The 24,540-nt window shown below is 74.9% G+C and carries 27 protein-coding genes; 12 read left to right on the top strand and 15 right to left on the bottom strand.

Annotated features, from left to right (window positions below; translation table 11 throughout):
* The first annotated feature begins 42 nt into the window (after nt 1-42).
* Genes FHX75_RS24680 through FHX75_RS24670 form a run of 4 tightly spaced genes read left to right on the top strand, consistent with a single transcriptional unit; the run spans nt 43 to nt 1,026 of the window.
* Nucleotides 43-456 (top strand): YbaB/EbfC family nucleoid-associated protein, encoded by a 414-nt coding sequence (locus FHX75_RS24680; RefSeq protein ID WP_170285449.1) that lies wholly within the window; start codon nt 43-45, stop codon nt 454-456.
* Complete coding sequence (locus FHX75_RS24675) at nt 456-656, top strand: YbaB/EbfC family nucleoid-associated protein (RefSeq protein ID WP_154942688.1); 201 nt, start codon at nt 456-458, stop codon at nt 654-656. Before FHX75_RS24680 ends, FHX75_RS24675 begins: the two co-directional genes overlap by 1 nt.
* Before the next feature lie 47 nt (nt 657-703).
* Nucleotides 704-826: a hypothetical protein gene (locus tag FHX75_RS32050; protein WP_281290836.1), complete on the top strand. Its 123-nt coding sequence runs from the start codon at nt 704-706 to the stop codon at nt 824-826.
* The gene (locus tag FHX75_RS24670) at nt 823-1,026 is read left to right on the top strand and encodes a hypothetical protein (RefSeq protein ID WP_154942687.1); all 204 of its coding nucleotides are present in this window, start codon (nt 823-825) and stop codon (nt 1,024-1,026) included. Before FHX75_RS32050 ends, FHX75_RS24670 begins: the two co-directional genes overlap by 4 nt.
* Nucleotides 1,027-1,034: 8 nt before the next feature.
* On the opposite strand, the gene FHX75_RS24665 is transcribed toward FHX75_RS24670, so the two are convergent.
* The 5 genes from FHX75_RS24665 to FHX75_RS24645 form a co-directional block, all read right to left on the bottom strand.
* Nucleotides 1,035-2,237 carry a bifunctional RNase H/acid phosphatase gene (locus FHX75_RS24665; protein ID WP_154942686.1) on the bottom strand — a complete coding sequence of 401 codons (1,203 nt, stop codon included), beginning with the start codon at nt 2,235-2,237 and terminating at the stop codon, nt 1,035-1,037.
* A 3-nt stretch (nt 2,238-2,240) separates the two neighbouring features.
* Nucleotides 2,241-2,978 carry a zinc ribbon domain-containing protein gene (locus tag FHX75_RS24660; protein ID WP_154942685.1) on the bottom strand — a complete coding sequence of 246 codons (738 nt, stop codon included), beginning with the start codon at nt 2,976-2,978 and terminating at the stop codon, nt 2,241-2,243.
* Entirely contained in the window at nt 2,975-3,841 is an 867-nt protein-coding gene (locus FHX75_RS24655) for a Nif3-like dinuclear metal center hexameric protein (RefSeq protein WP_154942684.1), read from the bottom strand. Before FHX75_RS24655 ends, FHX75_RS24660 begins: the two co-directional genes overlap by 4 nt.
* A 174-nt stretch (nt 3,842-4,015) precedes the next feature.
* The gene (locus tag FHX75_RS24650) at nt 4,016-4,594 is read right to left on the bottom strand and encodes a flavoprotein (protein ID WP_154942683.1); all 579 of its coding nucleotides are present in this window, start codon (nt 4,592-4,594) and stop codon (nt 4,016-4,018) included.
* 16 nt (nt 4,595-4,610) lie between these two features.
* Nucleotides 4,611-5,837, bottom strand: coding sequence for a helix-turn-helix domain-containing protein (locus tag FHX75_RS24645; RefSeq protein WP_154942682.1), 1,227 nt, complete (start codon nt 5,835-5,837; stop codon nt 4,611-4,613).
* A 251-nt stretch (nt 5,838-6,088) separates the two neighbouring features.
* Here FHX75_RS24645 and FHX75_RS24640 point away from each other — a divergent pair, with 251 nt between their 5' ends.
* Nucleotides 6,089-6,760 (top strand): bifunctional DNA primase/polymerase, encoded by a 672-nt coding sequence (locus FHX75_RS24640; RefSeq protein ID WP_154942681.1) that lies wholly within the window; start codon nt 6,089-6,091, stop codon nt 6,758-6,760.
* 261 nt (nt 6,761-7,021) lie between these two features.
* Here the strand turns inward: FHX75_RS24640 and FHX75_RS24635 are convergent, their stop codons facing one another.
* Genes FHX75_RS24635 through FHX75_RS24615 form a run of 5 tightly spaced genes read right to left on the bottom strand, consistent with a single transcriptional unit; the run spans nt 7,022 to nt 13,261 of the window.
* Nucleotides 7,022-7,744: an FAD:protein FMN transferase gene (locus FHX75_RS24635; RefSeq protein ID WP_154942680.1), complete on the bottom strand. Its 723-nt coding sequence runs from the start codon at nt 7,742-7,744 to the stop codon at nt 7,022-7,024.
* Nucleotides 7,745-7,793: 49 nt separating this feature from the next.
* Nucleotides 7,794-8,387: an FMN-binding protein gene (locus FHX75_RS24630; protein ID WP_154942679.1), complete on the bottom strand. Its 594-nt coding sequence runs from the start codon at nt 8,385-8,387 to the stop codon at nt 7,794-7,796.
* A 13-nt stretch (nt 8,388-8,400) separates the two neighbouring features.
* Complete coding sequence (locus tag FHX75_RS24625; RefSeq protein WP_154942678.1) at nt 8,401-9,822, bottom strand: ferredoxin reductase family protein; 1,422 nt, start codon at nt 9,820-9,822, stop codon at nt 8,401-8,403.
* The gene (locus tag FHX75_RS24620) at nt 9,819-11,198 is read right to left on the bottom strand and encodes a DUF1501 domain-containing protein (protein ID WP_154942677.1); all 1,380 of its coding nucleotides are present in this window, start codon (nt 11,196-11,198) and stop codon (nt 9,819-9,821) included. The genes FHX75_RS24625 and FHX75_RS24620 overlap by 4 nt, the downstream gene beginning before the upstream one ends.
* An 8-nt stretch (nt 11,199-11,206) precedes the next feature.
* Nucleotides 11,207-13,261 (bottom strand): DUF1800 domain-containing protein, encoded by a 2,055-nt coding sequence (locus FHX75_RS24615; protein ID WP_154942676.1) that lies wholly within the window; start codon nt 13,259-13,261, stop codon nt 11,207-11,209.
* Nucleotides 13,262-13,715: 454 nt separating this feature from the next.
* Here FHX75_RS24615 and FHX75_RS24610 point away from each other — a divergent pair, with 454 nt between their 5' ends.
* Nucleotides 13,716-13,973, top strand: a complete 258-nt coding sequence (locus FHX75_RS24610) for a DUF3040 domain-containing protein (protein ID WP_154942675.1) — start codon at nt 13,716-13,718, stop codon at nt 13,971-13,973.
* Between the two features lie 112 nt (nt 13,974-14,085).
* On the opposite strand, the gene FHX75_RS24605 is transcribed toward FHX75_RS24610, so the two are convergent.
* On the bottom strand, nt 14,086-15,078 hold the full coding sequence (locus tag FHX75_RS24605; protein ID WP_154942674.1) for an SWIM zinc finger family protein: 993 nt from the start codon (nt 15,076-15,078) through the stop codon (nt 14,086-14,088).
* A complete protein-coding gene (locus tag FHX75_RS24600; RefSeq protein ID WP_154942673.1) occupies nt 15,075-18,176 on the bottom strand; it encodes a DEAD/DEAH box helicase in 3,102 nt (1,033 codons plus the stop codon). The genes FHX75_RS24605 and FHX75_RS24600 overlap by 4 nt, the downstream gene beginning before the upstream one ends.
* 62 nt (nt 18,177-18,238) lie before the next feature.
* Here FHX75_RS24600 and FHX75_RS24595 point away from each other — a divergent pair, with 62 nt between their 5' ends.
* The gene (locus FHX75_RS24595; protein ID WP_154942672.1) at nt 18,239-19,114 is read left to right on the top strand and encodes a carbohydrate kinase family protein; all 876 of its coding nucleotides are present in this window, start codon (nt 18,239-18,241) and stop codon (nt 19,112-19,114) included.
* Between the two features lies 1 nt (nt 19,115).
* Here FHX75_RS24595 and FHX75_RS24590 read toward each other — a convergent pair whose 3' ends face one another.
* Nucleotides 19,116-19,637, bottom strand: a complete 522-nt coding sequence (locus tag FHX75_RS24590) for a DinB family protein (RefSeq protein WP_154942671.1) — start codon at nt 19,635-19,637, stop codon at nt 19,116-19,118.
* Between the two features lie 82 nt (nt 19,638-19,719).
* On the opposite strand from FHX75_RS24590, the gene FHX75_RS24585 reads away from it, so the two are divergent.
* Nucleotides 19,720-19,917, top strand: coding sequence for a hypothetical protein (locus tag FHX75_RS24585; protein ID WP_154942670.1), 198 nt, complete (start codon nt 19,720-19,722; stop codon nt 19,915-19,917).
* 27 nt (nt 19,918-19,944) lie between these two features.
* On the opposite strand, the gene FHX75_RS24580 is transcribed toward FHX75_RS24585, so the two are convergent.
* Nucleotides 19,945-21,093 carry a polysaccharide pyruvyl transferase family protein gene (locus FHX75_RS24580; RefSeq protein WP_154942669.1) on the bottom strand — a complete coding sequence of 383 codons (1,149 nt, stop codon included), beginning with the start codon at nt 21,091-21,093 and terminating at the stop codon, nt 19,945-19,947.
* Between the two features lie 87 nt (nt 21,094-21,180).
* A complete protein-coding gene (locus tag FHX75_RS24575) occupies nt 21,181-21,753 on the bottom strand; it encodes a TetR/AcrR family transcriptional regulator (RefSeq protein WP_154942668.1) in 573 nt (190 codons plus the stop codon).
* A 76-nt stretch (nt 21,754-21,829) separates the two neighbouring features.
* Here FHX75_RS24575 and FHX75_RS24570 point away from each other — a divergent pair, with 76 nt between their 5' ends.
* From FHX75_RS24570 to FHX75_RS24555, 4 genes are all read left to right on the top strand, one after another.
* A complete protein-coding gene (locus FHX75_RS24570) occupies nt 21,830-22,399 on the top strand; it encodes a dihydrofolate reductase family protein (protein WP_154942667.1) in 570 nt (189 codons plus the stop codon).
* A gap of 41 nt (nt 22,400-22,440) precedes the next feature.
* Nucleotides 22,441-23,376 (top strand): phosphotransferase family protein, encoded by a 936-nt coding sequence (locus FHX75_RS24565; protein ID WP_211364560.1) that lies wholly within the window; start codon nt 22,441-22,443, stop codon nt 23,374-23,376.
* Between the two features lie 79 nt (nt 23,377-23,455).
* On the top strand, nt 23,456-23,665 hold the full coding sequence (locus FHX75_RS24560) for a helix-hairpin-helix domain-containing protein (protein WP_425463528.1): 210 nt from the start codon (nt 23,456-23,458) through the stop codon (nt 23,663-23,665).
* A gap of 64 nt (nt 23,666-23,729) precedes the next feature.
* Nucleotides 23,730-24,476, top strand: a complete 747-nt coding sequence (locus FHX75_RS24555) for an SDR family NAD(P)-dependent oxidoreductase (protein WP_246158522.1) — start codon at nt 23,730-23,732, stop codon at nt 24,474-24,476.
* Nucleotides 24,477-24,540 lie beyond the last annotated feature (64 nt).

Raw genomic sequence — 24,540 nt, 5'->3', positions numbered from 1 at the left:
CCTGAAGATCGTCATCGGCGATCCGGCCGAGTGGGTGCAGCGGTGAACGCGGACGCGGAGGCCATCGCGGCGGCGGCGGACGAGGCGCGCCGCCAGGGCTACACCGACCCCTCGCTGCGCGCGGTCCGGGAGCGGGTGGACGGCCTGGCCGCCCGGATCGCCGCCCTGCGGGAGGAGAGCGTCGAGGCCAGTGACGCCACCGGCACGGTGACCGCCCGGGTGACCGGCGACGGCGAGGTGGCCGAGGTCTACCTCAGCCCGCAGGCCGTCCGGGACCTCGACGCCGACCAGCTCGGGGCCGCCTGCCTGGAGGCGGTACGCCAGGCCCAGACCCGGCTGTCGACCACCCTCACCGACCGGATCCGGGAGATCACCGGCAACGACGGCGTCGACCAGCCGCCCGCACCCCGGCAGGCGCTCGACGAGTTCCTCCGCGGCACCGGGGCGGTGGGCTGATGCAACGACCGGACCTGAGCGCCCTGGCCCGGCAGATGACCTCGGCGATGACCGCCGCGGTCGAGTTCGCCGAGGGGGCCGCGCACCGGCGGCATGTCGTCTCCTCGCCCGACGGCGAGGTCACCGTGGAGATGTCCGGGGCGCGGGAGCTGCTGGACATCCGCATCGACCCCGGGCCCGGCGTACCGTCGACAACCTGACCCTCGGCGAGCTGGTCACCGAGACGATCCGGGCGGCCGGCCGGCAGGTGGACGAGGCCCGCCAGGAGCTGCTCGACTCGTTGCGGGTCGGCGACCACGCCGTCGGCGACGTGCTGCGCGACCCCCTGCGACTGGTGTCGCAGCTGACCGAAGGGACGCCCCGCCCGTGACCCGGCCACCCCGCTCGCCGCGCCGCAACGCGGCGATCCTCGGCTACCTGCTCGTCGTCGCCACCATCGGCCTGGGCTTCCTCGCCCTCCAGCCGGGGCTGCCGGGCCTGGTCCGGCTCGCCGTGGGCCTGATGTGGCTGGCGGTCGCGCTGCCGTGCCTCTACCTCATCCGCTGGCTGCTGCGCTCCGATCGCGGCTGAGTCGTCGGTCAGCGCGCGGCGAGGTGGGCGGTGTCGTTGACGCTGCGTACCGCCACACCGCCGTCGGGCCACATGTCCAGCACGGAGATGCCGGCCGCGTCGAGGTAGAGCCGGTGCAGGAAGGCGTCGCCGGCCCCCAGTGCGTCGCGCAACGCCAGCTTGATCGGCGAGACGTGCGAGACCACCACCACGGTCTCCCCCGGGTACGCCTCGCGCAGCGCCGCCACCGCCCGGTCGACCCGCTCGGCGACGACGGTGAACGACTCCCCGCCGGGCGGCGCGATCCGGGTCGAGGCGAGCCAGGCGTCCAGCTCCCCCGGCCACTGGTCGCGTACCTCGGCGAAGGTCTTGCCGTCCCAGTCGCCGAAGTCGCACTCGATCCAGTCGTCCTGCCGGCGTACCGGGATGCCGCCGAGCGCCCCGGCGATCGCCTCGGCGGTCGCCGTACACCGGGACAGCGGTGAGCTGAGCACGGCCGCGACGGACGGGGCCAGCTCGGCCACCCGCGCGGCCGTGGCCCGGGCCTGGGCCCGGCCCTGGTCGGAGAGCGGGACGTCGGCGCGGCCGGCGTAGCGGTGCTGCACGGTCCACTCGGTCTCGCCGTGGCGGACCAGGATCAGCCGGGTGGCGGTGAAACTGGGCCGCGGCTCCCAGGAGGGCTTCATCGTCGCCGGATCGGTCGCGGCGGTCCGGGTGGCGGCGCGGGCGGCGACCTCGCGGGCCTGCGCGCGGGCCGCCGAGTCGGCGGCGGCCACCTCGCGCGGCGCCTCGGCGACGGCGGCGCGCTTCGGCGGCTTGCCGGCGGCGGCGTCCATCGCCGCGTTGGCCAGCGCGTCGGCGTGCCGGTTGCGCTCCCGGGGGATCCAGCTGAACCGGACCGACTCGAATCGGTCGACCAGCGCGGCGGCCTGCGCGGCGAGTGGGCGCAGCCCGGGGTGCTTGATCTGCCAGCGGCCGCACATCTGCTCGACCACCAGCTTGGAGTCCATCCGCGCCTCGACCTCGGCCGCGCCCAGCTCGGCGGCGGCCTCCAGTCCGGCGATCAGCCCCCGGTACTCGGCGACGTTGTTGGTGGAGACCCCGATCGCCTCGGAGCGCTCCAGCAGCACCTCCCCGGAGTCCGGGTCCCGGACCACCGCGCCGTAGCCGGCCGGCCCCGGATTGCCCCGGGACCCGCCGTCGGCCTCGATGACGACCGCGCGCACCGCCACCGGCTACAGACCCGACTCGTTGGTGCGGACCATGATCCGGCGGCACTCCTCGCAGCGGACCACGTCGTCCGGGGCCGCCTTGCGGATCCGGGACAGGTCGGCGCCGGAGAGTTCCAGCCGGCAGCCGCCGCAGCGCCCGGCGGTGAGCAGCGCCGCGCCCAAGCCGGTGTCCTCGCGGACCTTGTCGTAGAGGGTGACCAGATCGGCCGGGAGGTCGCCGGCGAGCGGCTTGCGGGCCGCCTTCTTGAACTCCTCCTCCTTGGCGATCGCGGCCAGCGTGTCGTCCCGACGCTGCTCGGCCGCCGCCCGGCGCTCGCGCGCGTCGGCCATCCGGGCCTCGATGCCGTCGAGCACGCCCTGCGCGGTCTCCCGTTGCTCCATCAGCTCCAGCTCGGCGTCCTCCAGATCGCCCTGCCGCCGGTTGAGCGAGACCAGCTCGTGCTGGAGCGCCTCCAGCTCGCGGGCCGGGCCGGAGCCGGCGGCCAGCCGCGCCTCGTCCTTGCTCTTGCGGGCGCGGACCTGGTCGATGTCCTTCTCCAGCCGGGCGATGTCCCGGTCCAGGTCGTCCACGGCGACCTGGGCGCGGACCCGCTCGTCCTCCAGCGCGGACAGCTCACGGGCCAGCCCCTCCAGCTCGGCCCGCTCGGGCAGGGTGCGGCGGCGGTGCGCCAGCTGGGCGAGGGAGGTGTCGATGGCCTGCAGATCGAGCAGGCGGCGCTGGACCTGGGGTTCAGCCTTCACGGTCGGGGCTCCTTGTCGTCCAGTACGGGCGCGGCGGCGTGCACGGTCCAGGGGTCGGTGTCCAGGTCGGACACCACGGTCTCGACGCCGAGGTCGTCCCGCAGGTGGGCGGCCAGGTCGTCCAACCAGGGTCGTTCGGTCGCCCAGTGGGCGGCGTCGAGCAGGGCGGGCCCACCCGCGGCGAGGTGCTCGCCCGCCGGGTGGTGCCGCAGGTCGGCGGTGAGGAAGGCGTCCACCCCGGCGGCGGTCGCCTCGGCCAGGAAGGCGTCGCCGGAGCCGCCGCTGACCGCGAGGGTACGCACGATACGCCCGGGATCGCCCGCGGCGCGAACTCCCCAGGCGGTGGCGGGCAGCACGGCGGCGGCGTGCCGGGTCAGCTCGGCCAGGGTCAGCGGGGCGGGCAGCTCCCCGATCCGGCCGATGCCCCGGCCCGGACCGTCGGCCGGGGAGCCGGGCGACGGGCGGTGCAGCGGGCGCAGCCCGGTCAGCCCGAACCGGGCGGCCAGCGCGTCGGAGACGCCCGGGGCCGCCACGTCGGCGTTGGTGTGCGCGACGTACAGGGCGACGCCGGCCCGGATCAGGTCGTGCACGATCCGCCCCTTGTACGTGGTCGGGGCGACCGAGGAGACGCCGCGCAGCAGCAGCGGATGGTGGGCGACGATCATGTCGGCCCCGGCGGCGCGCGCCTCGGCGACCGTCTCGGGCACCACGTCGACCACGCAGGCGACCCGGCGTACGGCGGCGGTGGGCTCACCGAGCACCAGGCCGACCCGGTCCCACTCCTCGGCCCAGGAGGGCGGATACCGGCGCTCCAGGACCGCCACCACGTCGGCGACGGTCGGTGGGGCTGCGGTTGTGCTCACGGCCGGTCAGCTTACCGGCGCGGACGGGCCGCCACGGCCTCGCCCGCCGGCCGTGTCCCCCGGCACAGCCCGGGTGATCGACTCCAGGTCGGCGATGTGGCGGGGTGCGCGGTGGTCGGAAACCGCCATGTCGCCGACACGGTGTGGATCAGCCCAGCCATGCGGCCGGGACCGTCAGGCGGCCGAGGTGAGGCGGGACCGGTCGGGCAGTGCCGCCACCGCCGCCTCCCACGGGAAGGCGTGGAGGTGCCGCTCCCCCGTGCCCGGGGCGTGCAGGGGGAAGACGTGGTCGCCGAAGAGCACCGTGGTGCCCCACTCGCGCAGCCGGGCCAGGCCGGCCCGGAAGGCCGGGTGGGCGGCCATCGCGGCGTTGGTGAACGGCACCGCCACCACGGGCAGCCCCATGCCCTGCCCCTCCACCAGCAGGCCCAGGGCGAGGGTGTCGGTGATCCCCGCCGCCCACTTGTTGACCGTGTTGACCGTGGCCGGGCAGACGATCATGGCGTCGGCCGGCGGCAGCAGGTCGGGGTCGCCCGCGTTCTTGTAGTGGGTGCGTACCGGGTGGCCGGTCTGCCGGGCCAGCGCGGCCCGGTCGACGAACTTCGCCCCGTCGGGCGTGGTCACCACGCAGACCTCCCAGCCGTCCTGCTGGGCCAGGTCGACCAGGCGACCGACGTGCCGGGCCAGCGGCGAACCGCAGGCGATGACGTAGAGCACCTCGCGGCGCTCGCTGCTCGGGTGCGGGCCGCTCATCCGGCCGGCACCGTGTTCATACTCCGACTCCCATGTGCTCAGCCAACTCCGCTATCGGCGGAGGCGGCGCACCACGTGTGCGACGCAGCACGTCCGACATCACCTCGTGGGCGATCGGCCGGCAGCGGATCTCCGAGGGCGCGAGCCGGTCGCCGCGCAGCAGCATCTCGCCGGCGTTGGCCACGTCGCCGATCTGGGCGAAGCCCCGGGCGATGTCGAGCAGGTGGTGCGCCCGGCGTTCGGGCAGCAGCGCGTTGAACGCGGGCTCCGGGAGGCGCTGGTGGATCTCCACCGCCCGGCCGCCGTCGCCCAGCTCGACCGCGGCGGCGGCGCGGTGCAGCTCCAGGTTGGTCGGGCCGAACGAGGTCCAGTAGTGGTTCTGGTCGCTGCCGAGCAGGGTGGCCGCCTCGTGGGCGCCGTTGAGCAGGTCGTCGACGGTGGCGGAGTCGCCGATCCGGGCGGCCGCCATCGCGCCCTGGAGCAGCAGCATGCCGTAGACGGAGAGCCGGTCCGGGGAGGCGTCGTTGCTTCCGCCCGGGGCGAGCCGGTTGGCGATGGTGACGTTCAGCTCCAGCGCGGGCCGGGCCCGGCCCATCGCGACCAGGGCGTTGCAGACCCGGGTGGTGGCGACGCCGGCCAGCAGCTGGTCGTCGGCCCGCTGGGCGACCGCCATCGACCGGTCGGCGGCCAGCCAGGCCAGGTCGCACTCGCCCAGCTTGCGCAGCACCGAGGAGGCGATCTGGTAGACCTGCCCGAGCAGGTGGGCCGCTTCGCACGCCTGGTCGCCGCGGTAGCCCGCGTCGGCCGCCTGGGCGTCGCGCAGCAGCTTCGGCAGCGCCCGGGTCAGCATCCCGTAGCGGCCGTACTGGTAGGTGAGCCAGGCGTGGTTGACGGCCTTGCGCATGTCGGCCAGCGGCGGCGGGTACGGCGCGGCGTCGAAGTAGGCGCTCATCGAGTCGTACCGCTCCAGGGCGGCCCGGATCTCCTGCACCTCGATCTGGTCGATGCAGTTGAGCGCGTCGGTACGCCGCTCCGGGTCCTTGCCGAGCAGCAGCTGCACGTCGACCTGGAGGATGTCGGCGATCTCGTAGAGGACGGAGAACTTGTCGAGCCGGCGTACCCCGCGCTCGACCTTGTCGACCCAGCTCTTGGACTTGCCCAGCCGGTCGGCGAAGACCTGTTGCGACATCTTGCGCCGGCCTCGCCAGTAGGCGACCCGCCGGCCTATGGGCAGCTCGTCCATCCTCTTGCTCCTCCCCCTCGTCGCCCGTCCGGCGGATTCCCGGACGGCCCCCCCGCGGGTGCGGCGCTCCGTCCGTCTCAGGTTTTCGCTGGTCGCACAGGTTGTACGTCGGCCATACGGCCAGTCCTCGTAGTTTTCGTGCAAGTTGCACGGGGCCGTTCGACAGCTCAACGATCGTGGGTTACGGCAGTGACGGTGTTCGACACGTGCCTGACTGGGTGTCCGGTCGGGGCGAGGGGAGATCACGGATTATGTGGGGGAACGTCGGACCTCGGGTCGCCCAGCTGTCGCCGATCGAGCGGGTCCGGCTGCGCCGGATCGCCGTCCGGTACGCCATGCACGGCTGGGAGGTCACGCCGGGCGCCTGCCTGGCGCGCAGCCGCTTCGTCTGCGGTCGGGCCGGCTGCCCCACCGTCGGCTGCCACCCCGCCCTGGAAGACTGGGAGCACGCGGCCAGCGCCGACCCGGCCCGGGTGGCCACCTGGTGGCACAGCCGGCCGCACGCGGTGCTGCTGCCCACCGGGCGGGCCTTCGACGTGCTGGAGGTGCCGGCCCACCTCGGTCGGCGGGTACGCGACGCGCTCCCGGCCCACCCGGCCGGCCCCGCGGTCCGGGGTCCGGTGCTGGTGACCCCGACCGGCCGCTGGATGTTCCTGGTCCGCCCCGGCGACCCGCTGCGGCCGGAGCTGGAGCACTGCTTCCACGTGGTGCGCCACGGGCCCGGCTCGTGGATCGCGGCGCCGCCGACCCGGCTGCCGGAGGGTCCGGTGCGCTGGGCGGTCGCCCCGGAACAGGCGCGCTGGCAACTGCCCGACTCGTACCTGTTGCAGAACACCCTGGTCGACGCGCTGCGGGCCACCGGCGTGACGCTCGCCCCGGAGCTGCTTCCCGGCCAGCTCCCGCTCCCCCGACGGGGTCACTGACCCGCGAATCGGTGAACGGCAGCGTCCCCGCCGGTGCCGGGGTCGTTGAACCGGTGACGGCGCGGACGCGCCGGGAGCAGGGGTACGTGATGGCCAGGGACGACGCGACGTGGCCCGCCGGCGGCGCCGAGCCGCCGCCGCACCACCGGCGGTCGCGCCGCCGGTCGGGCACGCGCCCGGGCGGCTCCCGGCCGGAACGCGCCCGCCCCGCCGGCTCCCGTCCGGCCGGCAGCCCCCGCCCGGCCCGCTGACCCGGGCCGGTCAGTCGGTCAGCGGGAGGCGGGTGGAGTGCAGCAGGCGGCCGTCGTCGGTGACGACCGCGTGCAGGTGGTCGGGGAGGCGGTCCAGCCAGCCGATGCCGGCCTCGCCCATGGCCACCGCCGCGGTGGCGTACGCATCGGCGAGGCCCAGGTCCGCGCCGACCACGGTGACCGAGCGCAGGCCCCGGGCCGGCTCGCCCCGGCGCGGGTCCCGCACGTGCTGGCCCCGGTGCTGCACGCCCGAGGTGGCGACGGCGAGGTCGCTGCCGGCGAGGACCAGACAGGTGGCCATCGGGTTCCACGGGTGGGCGACGCCGATCCGCCACGGCTCCCGGGTCGGTGACAGTCCCCGGACCACCACGTCACCCCCGGCGTTGAGGCAGTGGTTGGCCGCCCCGGCGGCGACCAGTCGGTCCGAGGCGACCTGCGCCGACCAGCCCTTGACGTATCCGGACGGGTCGAGCCGGCCGGTGGCGTACGCGTCGAAGTAGCCGTCGGTGGCGGCCCACAGGTCGGCGCAGCGTTCCAGCACCGCCCGCAGGTCCGCCGACGCGTCGCCCAGCCGCAGCTCGCCCCGGTCCAACCGGCACACCTCGCTGTCGTCCCGGTAGGTGCTGAACCGGGCGTCGACCTCGCGCAGCCAGCCGAAGGTCTCCTCGGCGAGGTCGTGCAGGGTCGCGGCGGGCAGGTCGTCGGCCAGGTCGAGGCTGATCGCCGTACCCATGACGTGCTCGACCCGGCGCAGACCGGGACGGACCGGCGAGACCGGCACCTCAGCCGGCCCGGTCGATCGCCGCCTGAAGCGACTGCTGGTACGCGTCGCTGGTGGCGGTGGCGTCGCTGACGGTGTTCAGGTCGGCGCTCTGCTTCTGCACCACCTCGCCGCTGGTGCCGCTGTAGGTGCGCTGCACGTCGTCGCTGCGCTGGCCCGACTGCCCGCTCTGCGGCAGGCCGATCCCGGTGACGTTGACGATCCGGCTGCCGGAGAGGGTGATCTGCACCGAGAGGGAGCCGTACTCGTAGTTGACGGTCGGGCCGCTCACCGTGCGCAGCGCGGGCTTCGGCGCGGCGGTGGTGGTCCGCGGCGCGGCGGGGGCCCTGGTGCCGGTGGTGGACCGCGCGGCCGGGGTGCGGGGCGCGCCGGTGGTGGGGCGCGCCGCCGGAGCGCGGCCGGAGGCGGAGGCGGCGGGGCGCGGCGCCGGGCGGACCCCGCCGGCCGTGCCCGGGTCGCCGGCCGCGGGGGCGACGGACGCCTGGTCGGCCGGGAGGCCCTGGGCGACCTGGCTGGCGCCCGGGGCGCCCTTGAGCACCACCAGCGCGCTGGTGCTGGCGGCCAGACCGGTGATCGCGAGGATCGCGCGACGCATGTCGGGTGCCTTTCTACAGCTCGAACGTGGCGAGGTGGATCTGCCGGCGGGGCACGCCGGCGGCGCGCAGCACCCGCACCGACTCCTCGACCAGCCCGGACGGGCCGCAGAGGTAGACGTCGCGGCGGGCCACGTCGGGCACCAGCCGGCGCAGCCCCTCCGGGTTCATCACCTGGCGGGGGCCGGCGTCGTCGCGGGAGCCGATGACGTACCAGACGGAGACCTGGCGGGCCTGGGCGAGCCAGTCCAGCTCGTGGTGCAGCAGCACGTCGGCGGGGGTGCGGGCGCGGTAGATCAGCGCGGCGCCGGGCGGCAGTTCCTCCAGCATCGCCCGCAGCGGGGCGATGCCGCTGCCGCCGGCGATCAGCAGGGCCCGCTCCCGGGTGCGGTGCGCGGCGGTGAAGGTGCCGGACGGTCCCTCCGCCCAGACCCGGGTGCCCGGGTCGAGGTCGCGCAGGTCGGCGGTGTGCGCGCCGACCACCTTGACGGTGAGCCGCAGCCAGCGGCCGTTGGCGGCGGCGGAGAGCGAGAACGGGTGCGACTGCCACCAGCAGCCGCGGGTGAGGAACCGCCAGCGGAAGTACTGGCCGCCGAGCATGTCGATCTGGTTGAGCCGCGCGCCGGTCAGGTAGATCGAGATGGTGTCCGGGGTCTCGGCGACCACGTCGGCCACCTGGAGCCGGTGGCGCAGGTTGAAGCGCAGCGGGGCGACCAGCCGCCCCCAGACCAGGGCGGCGACGACGAGCAGGTAGGCGGCGATCCAGCCGGTGCGTACCGGCCCGGGCTGGAAGAGCTGGGCGCCGTTGCTGAACTGGTGGCCGAAGCCCAGCAGCAGGGCCGCGTAGCTGGTCAGGTGCAGGTGGTACCAGAGCTCGTAGGGCAGCAGGGTGCGGATCGCCCGGACGCCGGTGAGGCCGACCAGCACCATGATGCCGGCGGCGGCGAACGCGGAGAGCATGTCCTCGTAGTCGCGCAGCAGCACGCCCACCTCGCCCACCACCGACTGCTCGTCGGCCTCGGCGTAGGCCACCAGGAGCAGCGACATGTGGGCGAGCACCGCGACGAGCAGGGTGGCGCCGACGTCCCGGTGCAGCCGGGAGATCCGCTCGCCGCCCAGCGAGCGTTCCAGCACGCCGAGGCGGCTCATCATCAGCACCTGCACCAGCAGCAGGTAGCCGGCGACCAGGCCGGTGATCCGCCCGCCGGCGGTGAGCACGTCGCCGGTGTCGGCCAGCGCGCCGGCCGGGGTGTCCAGCCACCAGGGCAGCACGCTGGCCACCAGGCCGAGCCAGAACAGCGCGGACACCGCCCGTCGGCCGCCGGGCCCGCGCCGGGGCAGCGCCGGTGTCGGGGGTACGGGGGCGGCCGAACGGCCGCCGTGCCGGGACGAGCTCCCGGTACGGCGGCCGCCGGCGTACGTGTCCTGGTACGTCACGCGTACAGCTTCATGGGGGTGTACTTCTGCCTCGGGAAGATCTTGTCCACCTCGGCGTTGGTCAGGCCGAACCGGCCCTGCGCCACGCTTCCGTAGACGTTGAACATGTTGTTGTACTCAGGTACGTCGCCACTGTCCAGATCGTTCAATCCGTTCCAGGTGCCGAGCAGCGAGCCGGCGAGCTTGCGGCCGGACAGCAGGGTGACCACCCCGCCGTGGCCGTGGTCGGTGCCGCCGCTGTTGGAGGCGACCCGGCGGCCGAACTCGCTGGACACCATGATGGTGACGTCGGCGGCCCGGTCACCGAGGTCGGTGAAGAAGGCGGCCATCGCCTTGGCCAGCTCGTTGAGCCGCCGGTGCAGCTGGCCGCCGTCGCGGGTGCCCTGGTTCTCGTGGGTGTCGTAGCCGCCCATGCCGACGGTGGCCACCCGGACGTTCGCCCCGCCCTTGATCAGCTGGGCGAGCTGCTGGAACGCGGACCCGACGCCCTCGTACGTCACCCCGGCCGCCGGCTGGTACGGCTTGGCCGCCAGCCGCTGCGCCGTGGCCAGCGCGCCCATGCCGTCGAGCACCGCCTCCTGGACGGGGTGGTTGATCCCGGTGAACAGGCCCCGGATCGCCTTCTCGGTGGCCGCCCGGTACTTCTCGTCGCCGTTGAGCCGCAGCGAGCCGACGTTGTTGATCGACAGCGCGCCGTTGGTGCCCACCAGCGACCGGGGCAGCGTGCTGCCGATGCCGACACTGCGGAACGCGGTGCCCTTGCCCAGGGCGTCGACCAGGCTGTCCAGCCAGCCCCGGCCGCCGGTCTCGTTGGGCAGGCCGCCCAGGTTGCAGGCGTCCGCGGCCTGGAAGTGGCTGCGGGACAGCCGCTCGTCGGAGACCGCCGGGATGAAACCGAGCTGACCGGCCTTGAGCCACTGCTCCAACGGCTGGAACGCGCTGGTCAGCTTGAAGCCGCGGCCCAGGGCCAGCGAGTCGTTGCCGAGCAGCAGGTCGGGCCGGGCCTTGGCCAGCACCGGGTCGTTGTCCGGAGCGACCAGGCTGAGCCCGTCCAGCCCGCCGTAGAGGAAGACGTGGATCAGGGTGCCGGTCTTCGTCGCCGCGAACGACGCCGAGGTGGTGACGAACTGCGCGGTGGCCAGCGCGGTGGCGGTGGCGGCGGCGCCGGCGACGAAGGTCCGCCGGGTCACCCCCCGCCCGTCCTGCTGGGCCTCCTCCAGGTCCTCCAGCCGGCGGTAGCGGTCGGCCTCGGCGGCGCTCTCGGCGGCGACGATGTCGGCCTCGGCGCGCAGCAGCGCCTCGGCCGGGTTGTCGGCCAGCCGCCGCAGGTCGGGGCATTCGGGGTGCAGGGGGAACGAGTGCACAGTCTTCTCCATCGGGTGCCTCACCGGAGGTGGTGCTGGGGGGAAGCGAGGATCGCCCGCGCGACGGCGGTGACGGCCCCGTTGAACGTCGCGTCGACCTTGGCGCCGGCCGGCACGCCGGCGACACCGAGGATCAGCGCCTTCTCCTTGGCGCTCAGCTTCTGGTGCACCAGCCGCTGGGCGAGCGCGTCCACGTACGCCCCGGCGGTCGCCGGCGGCTTCGCCACCAGGTTCTCCGCGCTGGTGTAGGTGAACTCGGTGCGGTAGCCGTTGAGCAGGTCGGCGGCCTCGTTCCAGCCGTTGACCATGGTGCCGGCCGAGGTCCAGGCGACGTAGACGTCCGGGTAGCCGTCCGGCGTGGGCTGGCCCATCGGGTACTGGCCGAGCTCGCGCAGCTTGTCGTGGACCTGGCGCAGCCCCCGCGCGAACGCCGGGCGCCCACCGTCGGACTTGAAGCCCCGCGACGCCTCCGGCCGGACGTTGAGGGTCCGGTAGGTGGCGATCAGGTACTCCATCGGCCGGCGCACCTTCTGCCCCACCGCCGCCCAGAACTCCGAGGAGCTGAAGAGCGTCATCAGCAGCGGCTTCACCATGCCCTTGTTGACCGTGTACGTCTTGGCCAGCCGGTCCACCAGGGACTTCGGCGGGGTGTCCGAGACGAACCGGGTGGCGAGGCTGCGCGCCACGTACTGGGCGGTCGACGGGTGCAGGGCGATGTAGCGGAGGTACGAGTCGATGACCGCGTCGGCCTTCTTCGGGTCCGCCGAGGCGTTCGCGTGGCTGAAGCCGAGGATCTTGACCTTGCCCAGGTAGTGCTGGTCGGCGCGGAAGACGTACCTGCCGTCCTGGACACCGCGGCCGGTCTGGAGCATGGCCGCCTGCCGCACGTCCTTCTCGGTGTAGCCGCCGTCGACGCCGACCGAGTACAGCTCGAGGTTCTCCCGGGCGAGGTTCTCGTTGATGGCGTCCTTGCGGGAGTCGTTCTGGCTCAGGTAGAGCAGCAGGGCGGGGTGCTTGTTCGCGGCGACCAGCATGTCCGGGTAGCTGCCCAGCGCGTTCGCCCGTACGACGTCCCGGTCGAACGAGTTGCGGTAGACCTCGCCGCCGTCGAAGTCGGCGGCGACGTGCAGGAAGTCGTTCCAGAAGTCGACCATCACCTCGAAGAGCTGCCGCTCGGACCAGATCTGGCGGGCGATGGTGGCGTCCACCATCTCCCGCTCCGGTTGCACGCCCTTGTCGTTGAGCTGGTCGCGCTGCTCGCGCAGCTGCACCGGGCTGAGCTTGAGGCTGGGCAGCTCGGCCAGCTTCAGCTCGGCCGGGCTCGGCGCGATCTTCTCCGGGTCGAGCTGCCAGCGGATCCAGCCGTCGATGCCCATCCGGCGGATGTCGGCGAGCGTCTTGGGCGAGGCGCCGAAGGTGGCCCGGCTGGCGAGGTGCCGTACCGGGTCCTTGGCCAGCACCGTCTTCACCGTGACCGGGGTCTCGGCCGCGGCGGCGGCCGGGCCGGAGAAGGTCCGCCCGCCGGTGGGGGCGTTCTTCTTCAGCGCGGCCCCGGCCCGGGAGCCCATGTAGCTCTCGTTCTGCTCGGTGTAGGTACGCACCGTGCTCGCCTGCTGCCCGCTGGGACGGGCGGCGGTGCCGTCGGTGACGGTGGTGCCGGTGGCGTCGCCCGCCACCGCGTCGTCGCCGCCGAAGAAGCCGCGCACCGACGAGTTCATCGCGAGGGCGGCGCCGCCGGCGACCACGGCGGCGGTGCCGCCGATCGCGGCCAGGGCGCGCCGCCGGCCGACCCGGCCGCCGGGCTCGTCGCCGTCGTCCAGTTGCGGCAGTCCGGTGCCGGCCGGTTGGTGGAACGACTGCCGGCCCAGGCCCTCCGGGCCGACCCACTGCGGGCCGCGGGGGGCCGGCTGGGTGGCGTACCCGGCGTGCGGCTGGCCGGGGTCGACCTGGCCCTGGTACTGCACGTACGGCGTGGAGCGGTGGACGTCGCGGTACTCGTCCGGGGTGGGGTGTTGTCCAGGGGTCCAGCCGCGGTCTTCCCACGGTCCGCGCGGTGGCACATTCTGGTCGGCCATGCACCAATCCCGATTTCTTCAAGGCGCCGACACGCTGCGACCGGAGCGGGGCGGAGGGTGCGGCGACTGTTGTCTGAGGGGGTTGCTACGGGAAGGTAACCAAGGGGTGGGGGGCCTACAAGGCGCTCACCAGCGGCTCCGGACGGCACTTAAGACACCGCTCAGCGGGCCCTCCGGCGGCCCGATTTCCCCCCTGCCGGGCATCGACGTCCGGAGCAGGGGCGACTCGGTCCCCCAGGGCCGGGACGTAACGTTTCCGGCCCACGCGGCGCTTTTAGCCGCGTTCACGGGCACAGCGAAACTTAAGGAAGGGATAAGCCTCCACTGAGCCGTTCCTGACCCGCGTCCCGGCCACCTCGCCGGCGGCGCAAAGTGGCAGCAGCGGGAGGGCGTGAGCCGCCGCCACAGCGGGTAAGCCGCCGAACCGCTGAAGCCGTGAGGGGAAGGCATCGCCATGCTCAGCAAAGAGGATCAGCGCAGATTCGAACAGATCACCCGGCAGCTCCGGGAGAGCGACCCGAAGTTCTTCGCGAGACTCGACCATCGGGTGCGAGCCCGACGCGGGCGCTGGCTGATGATCCTGACGATCGTGCTCTGGGCGTCGCTGCCGGCGATGACCGTGCTGGCCGGACGCATGGCCGGGGCGATCTGCGCCGTCGTACTGGCGGCCAACGCCGCCCTGATGTGGCGCTTCCGCCGCCGCTGGCTATGACCCGCCGGCCACCACGGCCCGGCACCGGCGCCATGTCGCCCGGATTGAGATCGTGGACGGTCGGCGTCCACGGCGGACGGCGACTGTCCACGATCCGCCGCGGGCGGCGGGGTCAGGACCGGCCGAAGCTCCGGTACGCCCGGCGCAGCCGCTCCAGCAGACCCGGGCCGCCGATGGCGGGCGCGGGCGCGCCGAGCTGCCGCAGCAGCAGCTCGGGGCCGGTCGCCAGGGTGGGCGGCCGGTCCGGCAGCGGCACCGGTGGCAGCCAGAACCGGTCCACCGCCTCGTCCAGCGGGATCGCGGGCAGTCCGGCGAGCACCCGCGCCGCCCCGGCGGCCGGGACCGGTTCCACGTCGGGTGTCGGGCCGGCGAAGGCCGCGTCCGGCGCGCCGGTGTCCGGACCGGACGGTTCCGGCGTACCGGCGGGGTCGGTCGCGCCGGCGGGGTCGGTCGCGCCGGCGCGCAGGGCGCGCAGCCGGTCCAGCAGCTCGGCCCGGCCACGGCCGCGCCAGTGCAGCAGCTGGAACGGGTCCGCGTCGAACGCCTCGGCGAGCAGGTAGAAGGTCGCCGCCAGGTGCTTGCAGGGCACCGCGAAGTCGGGGCAGCTGCACCGCTGGGTCAGCTCCGCCACCCCGCTCGGGAAGAGCGGGGCGCCAGCGTCGGCGAACACCTCCTCCAGCTCCGCCGGGAGGTCACCGGCGAGCAGCCGGGCGCTGAAGAACGCCTGCGCGGCGAGGTCCCGCTCGACCCGCTCCCAGAGCGCCGCCGGGAACACCGGCAGCTCGATGCCGACCCGGTACGGCTCGGCCCGGGAGCCCTGCACGGTGGCCTCGACCCGGCCGGGCGTCACGTCGAGCCGCAGCACCTGGCCCTTGCGGGCGTACGACCGGCCGCGGGTCAGCCGGGTGCCGAGGGCGAACGACTCCAGCACCTCCAGGAAGCGCCGCGACCACCAGGAGACGCCGATCGCGCCCCGGGTGCTGCGCGCCTTCAGCCCGCCGTCGACCCGCCGGGGCGGGCCGAAGTCGGCGAACCGGCCGGCCGCGCCCGCGTCGCCGTCGCGCGCCGGGTCGCCGGGCGGTGGCGTGCGGTCGGGGCCGGTCACTCGACCACCGCCCCGGCCTCCAACGCGAACAGCTCGCGCAACTGGGCGGTGGACAGCTCGGTGACCCACTGCTCGCCGCTGCCCACCACCGAGGCGGCCAGGCTGCGCTTGTCGGCGATCATCGCGGCCACCTTCTCCTCCACCGTGCCGGCGCAGACGAACTTGCGTACCTGGACCCGGCGACGCTGGCCGATCCGGAACGCCCGGTCGGTGGCCTGGTCCTCCACCGCCGGATTCCACCACCGGTCGACGTGGACGACGTGGTTGGCGGCGGTCAGCGTCAGCCCGGTGCCGCCGGCCTTGAGGGACAGCACGAAGATCGCCGGGCCGTCCGGCGACTGGAACCGGGTCACCATCGTGTCCCGGTCCGCCTTGCCGACCCCGCCGTGCAGGAAGAGCACCTCGCGGCCGAACCGGGCCGACAGGTGCCCGCGCAGCATCCCGCCGAACTCGGCGTACTGGGTGAAGAGCAGGGCCTTCTCCCCCGCCGCGAGCACCTCGTCGAGGATCTCCTCCAGCCGTTCCAGCTTGCCGGAGCGCCCGGGCAGCGCCGAGCCGTCCCGCAGCAGCTGCGCCGGATGGTTGCAGACCTGCTTGAGCCGGGTCATGGTGGCCAGCACCAGGCCGCGCCGCTCCATCCCGTCGCTGGACTCGATCTTCGCCAGCATGTCGTCCACGATGGCCCGGTAGAGCGACGCCTGCTCCGCGGTGAGGTTGCAGAGCACCTCCATCTCCAGCTTCTCCGGCAGATCGGAGATGATCGAGGAGTCGGTCTTCAGCCGGCGCAGCATGAACGGGCCGGTCATCCGGCGCAGCCGGGCGGCGACCTCGGCGTCGCCGTGCCGCTCGATCGGCACCGCGTACGCCTTCCTGAAGCTGGCGGCCGGTCCGAGCAGTCCGGGGTTGGCGAACTGCATGATCGACCAGAGGTCGGCCAGCCGGTTCTCCACCGGCGTACCGGTGACCGCGACCCGGTGCCGCGCGGGCAGCGACCGGACCGCCTCGGCCTGCCGGGTCGAGGCGTTCTTGATCGCCTGCGCCTCGTCCACCACCACCCGGTGCCAGCCGATCGAGGCGAGCGCGACGGCGTCCCGGGCCGCCACCGAGTAGGTGGTCACCACCAGGTCGGCGGCGTGCACCGCCTCGGTGAACTCGGCGCCGCGCGCCCGGTCCGCGCCGTGGTGCACGTGCACGCGCAGCCCAGGGGTGAACTTCGCCGCCTCCCGCTGCCAGTTGCCGACCAGCGACATCGGGCAGACCAGCAGGGTCGGCCCGGCCGCCGGCGGGTCCCCGGCGAGCAGGGCCAGCAGCTGCACCGTCTTGCCCAGCCCCATGTCGTCGGCGAGCACCCCGCCGAGCCCGAGCGACTGGAGGAAGGCCAGCCAGGCCAGCCCGCGCCGCTGATACGGACGCAGGGTGCCCTTGAAGCCCGGCGGCGGGTCGAGCGGGGTGAGCCGCCGTTCGGCCTCCCCGGCGAGCAGGTCGCCCAGCGGACCGTCGGCGGTCACCTCCAGCACCGGCAGCGCCTCGGGCCGGTCGGCGCCGGACAGGCCGAGCCGGAGCAGGTCGGCGACGGTCAGCTCGCCGGAGGACCGCAGCAGCCGCAGCCCGGCGGCGAGCCGCTTCGGGTCCAGCTCCACCCACCGGCCGCGCAGCCGCACCAGCGGGGTCTTCAGCGCGGCCAGCGCGGCCAGCTCGTCGGCGTCCAGCGCCTCGTCGCCGAGCGCCACCTCCCACCGGTAGTCGACCAGGGCGTCCAGCCCGAGCCCGCCGGCGGCGCCGGCGACGGTGCCCGGGGCGGTACGCCCCCGGGCCTGCAACCGGGCGCCGAGTCGCGTCGACGGCCGCTGCCACCAGCCGGGCAGCAGCACCCCGAAGCCGGCGGCGTGCAGCACCGGTGCGCCGTCGCGCAGGAACCGGTGCGCGCCCTCGGCGTCCAGCTCCAGCTCCTCCGGGGCCGGGGTGCGCAGCGCGGCGTCCAGCGCGGGCCAGAGCCGGCCGGCCCGGCCCAGCTCGGCCAGGAGGGTCTCCTGCGGGTCGTCCCGCCGGCCGGCGAGCGCGGGTACGGTCTCCGGCGCGCGCCAGACCTGGGCGGCGTCGACGTGCAGGCTCGGCTCGTCGGCGGCCTGGAGGCCGAACTCGACCCGCCAGCGGCCGGCGGGCCGGACCACCGTGGCCGGGTCGGCCGGCACCACCACCAGCGGTTCGACGATCTCCTCGGCCGGCGGCTCGACCAGCCGGAAGCTGGCCCGTACCGCCCCGCCGGCGGCGTCGCGCTGCCAGTCGTCCAGCTCGGCGCGGAGGGTGGCCAGCGGGGCGGGGTCGGCGGTGAACTCCCGGTCCGGCCCGGACAGCGCGGTCAGCCAGCCGGCGACCACCCCGTCGCGGCGCCCGCCCCGGGCCAGGTCGGTCTCGGCCAGCGCGACCCGGGCGGCGGCGTCGGTCAGCGCGTCCAGCGCGTCGGCGACCAGCGCGCCCGGCCCCGGATCGGCCGGCCCGGCCCCGCCCGACGCGGCGGACCGGGCGGCCGGGGGCAGGGCCAGCGCGAGCGAGCGGGCCCAGCCGGCGTCGGTGCCGGTGAGCAGTGGCCGCCAGCGCGCCCGGGCCACCGCCACCGCCCCGCCCTCGTCCGGGGCGGCCGCGGCCAGCCCGGGCAGCAGCCGCCCCCGGGACACCAGGTCGACCGCGAACTCGGCCAGTTCGGCGAGGTGGCGCACGGTGGCGCCCGGCACGGCGGCGGCCCCGTCGAGCGCGCGCAGCAGGGTCAGCGCCTCGTCCGGGGCGTACGTCAGGACGGGCACCCGCCACCCGGCCAGGGTGACCGGGCCGCGGACCGGTTCGGCGACGGCGGTCCGCACCAGCTCGGGCGAGTCCATCGGGGATCCGGCCCGGGTGGGCAGGGTGAGCGGCAGCGAGCCGGCCTCGGCCGGGACGTCGCCCAGCGCGACGGTGAGCGTGGCGTGGTCGGCGGCGAACGGGTGGGCGCGCTCGCGCGGGGCGCGGCCGGGCCGGCGCGGCGCCCGCGCCGGCGCGGCGCTGTCCTCCGCCCAGACGGCGAGACCGACGCCGACCAGCCACAACCCGTGGATGACCAGCACAGCTCCCCCTCGTCGACGCCCGGCCCAAGGATAGGCGGCGGCCACCGGCTAGCGTCGGCGCCATGTTCGACCTGCTCGTGATCGGCGGCCTGGGGGTGGATCTGCGGGTACGCGTGCCCGCGATCCCGCCCCCCGCCGCCGACTCGCTCATCGTCCCGCCGATCGAGGCCCGGATCGGCAACACCGGCGCCGGGGTGGCCCTGGCCGCGCACGCGCTCGGGCTGCGGGTCGCCCTGGTGGACGTGCTCGGCACCGATCCCGCCGGCCAGGTGGTACGCGCGGCGCTGGCCCGCACCTCGGTGCACACGGTGCTGGTCGACAACCCGGGCGGCACCCGGCAGTCGGTGAACCTGGTCGACCCGGCCGGGCGGCGGATGTCGCTGTACGACCCGTCGCCGTGGACCGGCGCGGCGGCGCCGTTCGCCGACGACGAGCTGGCGAAGCTGGTGCGCGACGCCGCCCACGTGCACGTCTCGATCATGGACTGGGCCCGGGACCGGCTGCCGGTGCTGCGCGCCGCGCTGCCCGACGGGGTGCCACTCTCCACCGACCTGCACGACTGGGACGGGCAGAACCCCTACCACCGTCCGTTCGCCGAGGCCGCCGACCTGGTCCTGGTTAGCGGCGTACAACTGGGCGACCGGGCTCCGGCGGTGGCCGCCGGGCTGGCGCCGCGCACGGTGGTGGTGACCCGGGGGGCGGACGGCGCCGACCTGCACCCGGGTGGCGGCGCCCCGGTGCGGGTGCCGGCCACCGTGCCGGCCGCGCCGGTGGTGGACACCAACGGGGCCGGGGACGCCTTCGCCGCCGGGCTGGTCGCCGGCCGGCTGCGCGGTGCGGCGCTGCCCGACGCGGCGGCCTACGCGGCGGCGGTGGCCGCCGCGGCCTGCACCCACGACGGGATGGAGTACCCGCCGGGGCTGCTGCCGCGCGGCTGACTCAGAGCACGCCGGTCTCGCCGTCGGTCAGCTCGCGGAGGATGTCGGCGTGGCCGGCGTGCCGGGCCGTCTCCTCGATCATGTGCACCAGGATCCAGCGCAGCGACACCTCGCCGAGCTGGGGGTGCGGCACGACGTGTTCCAGCGGGAACCGGGCCGCCACCTCCCGGGACCGCGCGCAGGCCCGCTCGTACGCGTCAACGAGCGCGTCTAGGGTCTCCCCCTCGTCCACGGCGAAGCTGGCGGCCGCGTCCTCCTCGGCGGTCGGGAAGACCTCCCCCGGGGCGGGTTCGAGCAGGATCGGAAACCAGTTCCGCTCGATCTGGGTCAGGTGCTTGAGCAGGCCGGCCAGGGTGGTCGCGGACGGCACCAGCCGGCGGCGGGCGTCAACGTCGGCCAGGCCGCGCACCTTGCGCAGCACGATGCCCCGGTGGAAGTCGAGGAACGCCGTCAGCACGGCCCGTTCGTCGCCGGTGCGGGCCAGGACCGGCGCTAGCGTGGGGTCGATCTCGATGTCCGCCATTCCTGAACCGTAGACCCCCGGCCCGTCCGGGCCGCTGCCGGCAAATCCTGCGGTGCGGCGATCGTCGGGGCAGGATGGGCCCATGGCATCAACGGTGCGGATCCCGCTGGCGGACGGCCCGGCGGACGGCGAGTCGGTCAACGTCGAGCTGGACAGCAACAACCGTCCGCCGCTGACCCATCACCACCTCGGCCCCGAGGGACTGGCCGACGCGCAGATCTACGAGCTGGAGTCCGTCGGGGACGAGTACTGCTACCGCTGGCGCGGCCCGGCGGTCTGAGCGGTCCGGGTCGCCACCGGCCGGCGGTCAGGCTTCCATCCGGGCCAGCGCCCGGGACCGCAGGCTCTCCAGCACCGCCCGGGTGACCTGCGAGGTGCCCCGTGCCTGGTCACAGACCTCGGCGACCAGGCGGGCGGTGGCGTCCGCCCGGGACTCGCGTTCGTCCCAGAGCCGGTCGACCTCGGCGAGCAGCGGGCCCTCCACCTCCCGCTCCACGCCCCGCAGCGCCGGCACCCCGAGCCGCTGGGCCAGGTCGAAGACCTTTCCCGCGTACGGCAGGGGAAGGAACGGCGTGCCCACCATCGCGGCGAAGATCAGGAAGTGCAGCCGCATGCCGACCGCCAGGTCGAAGTGCTTCATCAGGCCGAGCACCTGTCGGGGCGAGTAGTCGCCGTGCAGCACCCGGCCCCGGTCGGCGGCGATCATGTGGGACATCACGCCGTGCGAGTGCCGGATGTCGTCCCGCTCCATCGGGACGAAGAGGACGTAGGCGTCGATCCGCTGCACCAGGAAGTCGCCGATCTGGGCGATCAGCCGGTGGTACCCGTCGACGTCGAGCCGCTCGGCGGCCCGGCCGGGCTCGCGGACGCTCAGCCCGACCAGGCGCTTGCCGGCGGGCACGCCCTCCTCGCGCAGCAGCCGGGCGGGGAAGTCCTCAGGTTCCAGCAGGAACGCCGGGTCGGCGGTGACGGTGATCGGATTGAGCAGCCCCGCCTCCTCCAGCACCATCCGGGACTCCTGGTCCCGCACGGTCACCTCGATGGCGTCGGCCAGGGTCTCCCGGACCATGCCGGTGTCGACCCCGTCGCTGAGCGGTCCCACCCCCACCGCGTACGTCAGCAGCGGCAGGCCCCGCTCCTGGGCGACCCGGACGACGCGCAGGTAGCGGCGGGCCTCCCGGTCGTACAGGATGCCGCCGCCGCCGAGGATCAGCAGGTCGAGCTGGGCGAGCACCTCCGCGGAGTCGACCCGGCTGACCCCCTCCCAGGGCACCGCCTCCACGTCTGGGTGGGCGAGCGCGGTGTGCGACGGGTTGCGGGAGAAGACGATGATCCGGGCGTTGGGTTCCTGTTCGCGCAGGTCGGCCAGGAGACCGGTCAGGATCGCCTCGTCGCCCAGGTTGCGTCCGCCGTACGAGCCGAGCACACCGATGGTCAGGCCGGCGCCGTCTCTCATCCGTCACTCCTCCCGGGGTACGTCGCAGGCGGTTTCCCGTTGCGGCGGGTGGCATACCTCGGGCCGTACGGGGCGGCGGGGGTGTGCTCAGGCGCGGGCGACCAGCCGGGACACCAGGGCGGAGACCACCTCGTCCGGGTCGAAACCGGCGTCGATCGAGGTGGTGAGGAGATCGAGCAGGAGCCCGTCCAGCGCGTAGTGCAGCAGGGCCACCTCGAACGCCCCGCCGGGCAGCCCGGCGGCGACGTGGAACGCGACGTCGTCGCGGTAGCCGCGGCGCAGCGTGTCGCCGAGGATCCGGGCCAGCTCCGGCCGGCGCACCGCCTCCAGCCGCAGCTCGATCAGCGCCCGGGTCAGCTCCGGCTGGGCGGTGGTGCGCTCGACGATGTAGCGGACGTAGTCGGTGAACAGGTCCAGTGACGGTTCCCGGGCGCCCAGCTCGGCGAGGGTGCCCTCGTCCGGGGCGAACCGCTCCATGATCCGCTCGCCGAGCGCGCCGAGCAGGGCGTCGCGGGAGCGGAAGTAGTTGGAGGCCGTACCGAGCGGAACGCCGGCCTCGGCGTCCACGGCGCGGTGGGTCAGGCCCCGGGCCCCGGTCGCCGCCAACACCCGCAACCCGGCATCCGCCAGCGCCGCCCGCCGCTCCACGTTTCTCGCCACGAAATCACCCTAGCGCAAACCACGACAGGTGTTGTAGTTTCTCGACCACGACAGCAGTAGTGATTGAGGAGTTCGGTTGCGCAAGCTCGTGTACTACGTCGCCAGCACGCTCGACGGCTTCATCGCCGCTCCCGACGGGTCGTATGACTTTCTCCCGCTCGAACCCGACGTGCAGGGGCACCTGGTGGCGACCTGGCCCCAGACGTTCCCCACCTTCACCCACGAACGGTTCGGCATCGACCGGCCGCAGGGCCGCTTCGACGCGGTGGTGATGGGCCGCGCCACCTACGACCCGGGGCTGGCCATCGGCGTCACCAGCCCCTACGCCCACCTGACCCAGTACGTCTTCTCCCGGTCGCTGCCCCCGGCGGACTACCCCGACGTGCAGCTCGTCGACGCCGACCCGGTCGAGTTCGTCCGCGAGCTGAAGCGGCGCGACGGCGGCGACATCTGGCTCGCCGGCGGCGGCCAGCTCGCCGGCCAGTTGCTGCCCGAGGTGGACGAACTGGTGGTCAAGCTCAACCCGGTCCTGGTCGGCCGGGGCGTGCCGATCGTCGACCGGGAGTTCGACCCACGCCGGTTCCGGCTGGTGGAGACCCGGCCCTTCGACAGCGGCGTCGTTGTGCTGCGCTACCTCGCCGGGTAACGCGGTTGCCCGCCGGCCCGGCCCTGCACCAGTCTGGACGGATGGGTGAGCTGGTCAGGACCCGGATCGGCTGGGCCGACCTGCCCGGCCACGTCCGGTCGGCGGTGCAGGACCTCCTCGGCGACCGGGTGGTCGAGGCGGTGTCCCAGCCGGGCGGCTTCTCCCCCGGCACCGCCGACCGGGTCCGCACCGCCGACGGGCGGCGCGCCTTCGTCAAGGCGGTCAGCCGGGCGCGCAACGCCCACAGCGTCGCGCTGCACCGGGCCGAGGGGGCCGTCGCCGCCGCGCTGCCGCCGTCCGCCCCGGCGCCCCGGCTGCTCGGGCGCCACGACGACGGCGAGTGGGTGGCGCTGGTCTTCGCGGACGTCGAAGGCCGGCACCCGGCCACCCCCTGGCGTACCGACGAGCTGACCGCCGTGCTCGACACGCTGGCGGCGATGGCGGCGGCGCTCACCCCCGACCCGGTCCGGCACGCGCCGACCGCCGCCGCCCGCCTGGCGTACGACTTCGGCGGCTGGGACCGGATCGCCGCCGACCCGCCCGCCGACCTCGACCCGTGGGCCCGCGCGCACCTGGACGACCTGCGCGCCTCGGCCGTGCGGGGCCTGGCCGCCCTCGACGGTGACACGCTCTGCCACATCGACCTCCGGGCCGACAACCTGCTCGTCGACCCGGCCGGCGGCGTGACCGTGGTCGACTGGCCGCATGCCTGTCGGGGTCCGGCCTGGTTGGACACCGCGTTGCTGCTGGTCAACGTCGAGCTGCACGGCGGGCATGACACCGAAGCGCTGCTGCGCCGGCTCCCGCTGACCGCCGTTGTCGACCCGGACGCGCTGACCGGCGTCTACGCCGGCCTGGCCGGCTTCTTCACCGACGGCGCCCGGCAGCCGCCCCCGCCGGGCATCCCCACCGTCCGGGCGTTCCAGCAGGCCCAGGCGGACGCCCTGCTGCCCTGGGTACGCCGGCGACTGGGCTGATCAGCAGGCCGCCGACCGGCACGACACCGGTCCGGGCCGTGACACCATGACCTCGGATCGAGCCGGGAGGAGCCGTCAGGTGAGCGACATGGACATCCCGCCGGCGGTGGGCGCGCCCGCCCGGCGGGCGTTGGCCGGCGCGGGCTGGACCCGGCTGGACCAGCTGACCACCGTCACCGAGCGGGACCTGCGGGCCCTGCACGGCGTGGGACCGAAGGCGATCGGCGTACTGCGGGTGGCGCTGCGGGAGCGCGGCCTGAGCCTCGCCGGGGAGCAGGCCGACACCTGACCAGCCGAACGAGGCGTCCGATCGCCGCCAGACCTCCGGCCCGTCCGCGCCGATGCTGAGAGGCATGACGACGACACTTCTGGACGGCAAGGTGGCCCTGGTGACCGGCGGCGGGCGGGGCATCGGGGCGGCGACGGCACTGCGCCTCGCCGCCGACGGCGCCGACGTGGCGGTGACCTGGCAGCGCGACGCCGACCGGGCCGCGACGGTGGTGAAGCAGATCGAGGCGCTCGGCCGGCGGGCGATCGCCGTGCGGGCGGACAGCGCCGACCCGGCGGCGCTGCGGGAGGCGGTGGACCGGACGGCGGACGAGCTGGGCCGGCTGGACATCCTGGTGAACAACGCCGGGGCCTTCCTGGTCGGCCCGATCGACGAGTTCACCGCCGACGACCTGGAGCGCACCATCGCGGTCAACGTCCGGGCGCCGTTCGTCGCCGCCCAGGCGGCCGTGCGGCACATGACCGCCGGGGGCCGGATCATCTCGATCGGCAGCAACGTCGGCGAGCGGGCGGTCTTCCCCGGCCTGGCCGCGTACGCGATGAGCAAGACCGCGCTCACCGGGCTGACCCGGGGCCTCGCCCGCGAGTTGGGGCCACGGGGCATCACGGTGAACCTGGTCGTCCCCGGGCCGACCGACACCGACGCCAACCCCGCCGACGGTCCGAACGCCGACGCCATCCGGGGGTTCACCGCCCTGGGCCGGTACGCCTCCCCCGCCGAGATCGCGGCAACGGTCGCCCACCTGGCCGGCGACGACGCCGGCTACGTCACCGGTGCGGTGCTCGCCGTGGACGGCGGCTTCACCAGCTGAATCCGACCGGCGGGTGCGGCGGGCAGACCGCCGCACCCGCCGGCACTGCCGGGGGCTGTCATCA

This window comes from Micromonospora palomenae, from assembly GCF_007829925.1.
In the GTDB taxonomy this organism is placed as follows: Bacteria; Actinomycetota; Actinomycetes; order Mycobacteriales; family Micromonosporaceae; genus Micromonospora; species Micromonospora purpureochromogenes.
Note: the sequence above shows the minus strand (reverse complement) of the source record. Positions and strands in the feature narration are given on the sequence as shown.

Bases quoted from the DNA above. Each gene is read 5' to 3' on its own strand.
- FHX75_RS24675 (WP_154942688.1), top strand. From the start codon at position 456: ATGCAACGACCGGACCTGAGCGCCCTGGCCCGGCAGATGACCTCGGCG.
- FHX75_RS24650 (WP_154942683.1), bottom strand. From the start codon at position 4,594: ATGAGCGGCCCGCACCCGAGCAGCGAGCGCCGCGAGGTGCTCTACGTC.
- FHX75_RS24645 (WP_154942682.1), bottom strand. From the start codon at position 5,837: ATGGACGAGCTGCCCATAGGCCGGCGGGTCGCCTACTGGCGAGGCCGG.
- FHX75_RS24640 (WP_154942681.1), top strand. From the start codon at position 6,089: ATGTGGGGGAACGTCGGACCTCGGGTCGCCCAGCTGTCGCCGATCGAG.
- FHX75_RS24635 (WP_154942680.1), bottom strand. From the start codon at position 7,744: ATGGGTACGGCGATCAGCCTCGACCTGGCCGACGACCTGCCCGCCGCG.
- FHX75_RS24630 (WP_154942679.1), bottom strand. From the start codon at position 8,387: ATGCGTCGCGCGATCCTCGCGATCACCGGTCTGGCCGCCAGCACCAGC.
- FHX75_RS24620 (WP_154942677.1), bottom strand. From the start codon at position 11,198: ATGGAGAAGACTGTGCACTCGTTCCCCCTGCACCCCGAATGCCCCGAC.
- FHX75_RS24615 (WP_154942676.1), bottom strand. From the start codon at position 13,261: ATGGCCGACCAGAATGTGCCACCGCGCGGACCGTGGGAAGACCGCGGC.
- FHX75_RS24610 (WP_154942675.1), top strand. From the start codon at position 13,716: ATGCTCAGCAAAGAGGATCAGCGCAGATTCGAACAGATCACCCGGCAG.
- FHX75_RS24595 (WP_154942672.1), top strand. From the start codon at position 18,239: ATGTTCGACCTGCTCGTGATCGGCGGCCTGGGGGTGGATCTGCGGGTA.
- FHX75_RS24590 (WP_154942671.1), bottom strand. From the start codon at position 19,637: ATGGCGGACATCGAGATCGACCCCACGCTAGCGCCGGTCCTGGCCCGC.
- FHX75_RS24585 (WP_154942670.1), top strand. From the start codon at position 19,720: ATGGCATCAACGGTGCGGATCCCGCTGGCGGACGGCCCGGCGGACGGC.
- FHX75_RS24580 (WP_154942669.1), bottom strand. From the start codon at position 21,093: ATGAGAGACGGCGCCGGCCTGACCATCGGTGTGCTCGGCTCGTACGGC.
- FHX75_RS24565 (WP_211364560.1), top strand. From the start codon at position 22,441: ATGGGTGAGCTGGTCAGGACCCGGATCGGCTGGGCCGACCTGCCCGGC.
- FHX75_RS24555 (WP_246158522.1), top strand. From the start codon at position 23,730: ATGACGACGACACTTCTGGACGGCAAGGTGGCCCTGGTGACCGGCGGC.